The 2,998-nt window shown below is 73.2% G+C and carries 4 protein-coding genes; all 4 read left to right on the top strand.

Annotated elements, in window-relative coordinates:
* A partial coding sequence (locus AB0J52_RS34380; RefSeq protein ID WP_500187068.1) for an acyl-CoA dehydrogenase family protein occupies window positions 1–479 on the top strand: 479 nt, incomplete at its 5' end.
* Complete coding sequence (locus tag AB0J52_RS34375; RefSeq protein ID WP_500187066.1) at window positions 476–1,291, top strand: SDR family oxidoreductase; 816 nt, start codon at window positions 476–478, stop codon at window positions 1,289–1,291. The genes AB0J52_RS34380 and AB0J52_RS34375, both read left to right, overlap by 4 nt.
* Window positions 1,292–1,305: 14 nt before the next feature.
* Window positions 1,306–1,923 carry a TetR/AcrR family transcriptional regulator gene (locus AB0J52_RS34370; protein ID WP_500187065.1) on the top strand — a complete coding sequence of 206 codons (618 nt, stop codon included), beginning with the start codon at window positions 1,306–1,308 and terminating at the stop codon, window positions 1,921–1,923.
* A gap of 59 nt (window positions 1,924–1,982) precedes the next feature.
* On the top strand, window positions 1,983–2,998 hold a 1,016-nt coding region (locus AB0J52_RS34365; protein ID WP_500187064.1), incomplete at its 3' end, for an acetyl-CoA C-acyltransferase.

Here is a 2,998-nt window from a genome sequence, read left to right as displayed (position 1 = left end):
CGGGCGACGGCTGGCGGATCGCGATGGCGACGCTGGGGTTCGAGCGCGGCGTCGCGACGCTCGGCCAGCAGGTCGGGTTCCGGCGCGAGCTGGAGGGCGTCATCGACCTGGCGCGGCGCACCGGCGCGGTGGACGATCCGCTGCTGCGCGACCGGCTCACCCGGTCCTGGATGGGCCTGGAGGTCATGCGGCTGAACGCGGTGCGGACGATGGCCGGTGTGGCGTCGGGCGCGCCGGGCCCCGAGTCGTCGATCTCCAAGCTGGTGTGGGGGACCTGGCACCGGGAGCTGGGCGAGCTCGCCATGGACGTGCTGGGCGCGGCCGGGCTGATCGCGGACGGTGAGTCGTACGACCTGAACGACTGGCAGCGGCTGTTCCTGTTCTCCCGCTCGGACACGATCTACGCCGGGTCGAACGAGATCCAGCGCAACATCATCTCCGAGCGCGTGCTCGGACTCCCCAGGGAGGCCCGTCCATGACCCCGACCCACGCGCCCGGGCACGGGCTGCCCAAGAAGGCCCCGACCTACGTCCAAGGGCACGGGCTGCTGAAGGACCGCGCCGTCGTCGTCACCGCCGCGGCCGGCGCCGGGATCGGCGGGGCCACCGCGCGCCGCTGCCTGGAGGAGGGCGCGCGGGTGTTCATCTCCGACGCGCACGAGCGCCGCCTCGCGCGCAGCCACGAGGAGCTGGTCAAGGAGTTCGGGGACGACCGGGTCGCCGCGCAGCCCTGCGACGTCACCGACGAGACGCAGGTGCGGGCGCTGTACGCGTCCGCCGTGGAGCGCTTCGGACGCGTGGACGTCGCCGTCAACAACGCCGGGCTCGGCGGCACCGCCGACCTGGTCGACATGGACGACGAGCAGTGGACGCGCGTCCTGGACATCACCCTCAACGGCACGATGCGCTGCACCCGCGCCGCCCTGCGGCACATGCGCGACCAGGGCGGGGGCGTCATCGTCAACAACGCGTCGGTCATCGGCTGGCGGGCGCAGAAGGGCCAGTCGCACTACGCGGCGGCCAAGGCCGGGGTGATGGCGCTGACGCGGTGCGCGGCACTGGAGGCGGCCGAGTTCGGCGTCCGGATCAACGCGGTGTCGCCGTCGCTGGCGATGCATCCGCACCTGGTCAAGGTGACCTCGCAGGAGCTCCTGGACGAGCTGACGGCGCGCGAGGCGTTCGGCCGCTACGCGGAGCCGTGGGAGGTGGCGAACGTTATCGTCTTCCTCGCCGGCGACTATTCGTCCTACATGACGGGCGAGGTCGTCTCCGTCTCCTCTCAGCATCCTTAGGAACACGACACACGATGAGTCCACGACGGCGCGACGCCGAGGGAACCGCCGCGGCGCGCGCGGAACGCCGGGCCGAGCTGCTCGCCACCGCCGCCGAGGTGTTCGCCTCGCAGGGGTACGCCGCGACCACGATCCGGCAGGTCGCCGACGCGGCCGGGATCCTCGGCGGCAGCCTGTACTACCACTTCGACTCCAAGGAGTCGATGGCCGACGAGATCCTCTCGACGTTCCTGGACGACATGTGGGCCGCCTACGAGCGCGTCCTGGACGCCGGGCTCGGCGCGCGCGAGACGCTGGAGGCCCTGGTCGTGGAGTCGTTCCGGTCGATCGACCGGCACCGTCCCGCCGTGGTGGTCTACCAGAACGAGTCCAAGCACCTGGCGGCCGGCGAGCGCTTCGGGTACCTGCTCGACTCGCACCGCCGGTTCGAGCGGATGTGGACCGAGCTGCTGGAGCGCGGCGTCGCCGAGGGCGCGTTCCGCGCCGACCTGGACCGCGGGCTGGTCTACCGGTTCATCCGCGACACCGTGTGGGTGGCGGCGAACTGGTACCAGCGCGGCGGGCGGCTGTCCGCCGAGGACATCGCCAAGCAGTACCTCGCCATGGTGCTGGAGGGCATCCAGGCGACCTGACGTCACGTCCCCGAGACCCGTCCCCCCGAGGCGGGCTCCGGAGAGCGAAGGAGACCCCGATGGCCGAGGCATACCTGGTCGAAGCCGTCCGCGCGCCGGTCGGGCGGCGCGGCGGCGGGCTGGCCGCCGTCCACCCCGCCGACCTCGGCGCGCACGTGCTGACCGCGCTGGTCGAGCGGTCGGGGATCGATCCGGCCGCGGTGGAGGACGTGGTGTTCGGCTGCGTGGACACCGTCGGCCCCCAGGCCGGGGACATCGCGCGGACGGCGTGGCTGGCCGCCGGGCTGCCCGAGGAGGTGCCCGGCGTCACCGTGGACCGCCAGTGCGGCTCGTCCCAGCAGGCGGTGCACTTCGCGGCGCAGGCGGTCCTGGCCGGGACGTCGGACCTGGTGGTGGCGGGCGGCGTGCAGAGCATGTCGCAGATCCCGATCGCGTACGCGATGACGGCCGCCGAGCCGCTCGGCTTCGACCGCGGGCCCTTCGTCGGCTCCAAGGGGTGGGTGCGGCGGTACGGGGACGGCGAGGTGACGCAGTTCGCCGGCGCCGAGCAGATCGCCCGCGACTGGGACCTGTCGCGCGAGGAGATGGAGGAGTACGCCTACGCCTCCCACCAGAAGGCGCTCAGGGCGATCGACGAGGGACGGTTCGCGCGCGAGATCGAGCCGGTCGAGGGCGTGACGACCGACGAGGGGCCGCGCCGCGACACGACCCTGGAGAAGATGGCCGGGCTGCGGACGCTGGTGGACGGCGGACGCCTCACCGCCGCGCTCGCCTCGCAGATCTCCGACGGGGCCGCCGCGCTGCTCGTCGCGTCCGAGCGGGCCGTCCGCGACCATGGGCTGACGCCGCGCGCCCGGATCCACCACCTGTCGGCGCGCGGCGAGGACCCGATCCGGATGCTGTCGGCGCCGATCCCCGCGACCGCGTACGCGCTGAAGAAGAGCGGCATGCGGATCGACCAGATGGACGCGGTGGAGATCAACGAGGCGTTCGCGCCGGTGGTGCTCGCCTGGCTGCGCGAGACCGGCGCCGACCCCGCCCGGGTCAATCCCAACGGCGGCGCGATCGCGCTCGG

The sequence above is a fragment of the Spirillospora sp. NPDC049652 genome (assembly GCF_040675125.1).
GTDB lineage: Bacteria > Actinomycetota > Actinomycetes > Streptosporangiales > Streptosporangiaceae > Spirillospora.
The sequence above is the reverse complement of the archived record's forward strand: the minus strand, read 5'-3'. Positions and strand labels throughout refer to the sequence as shown.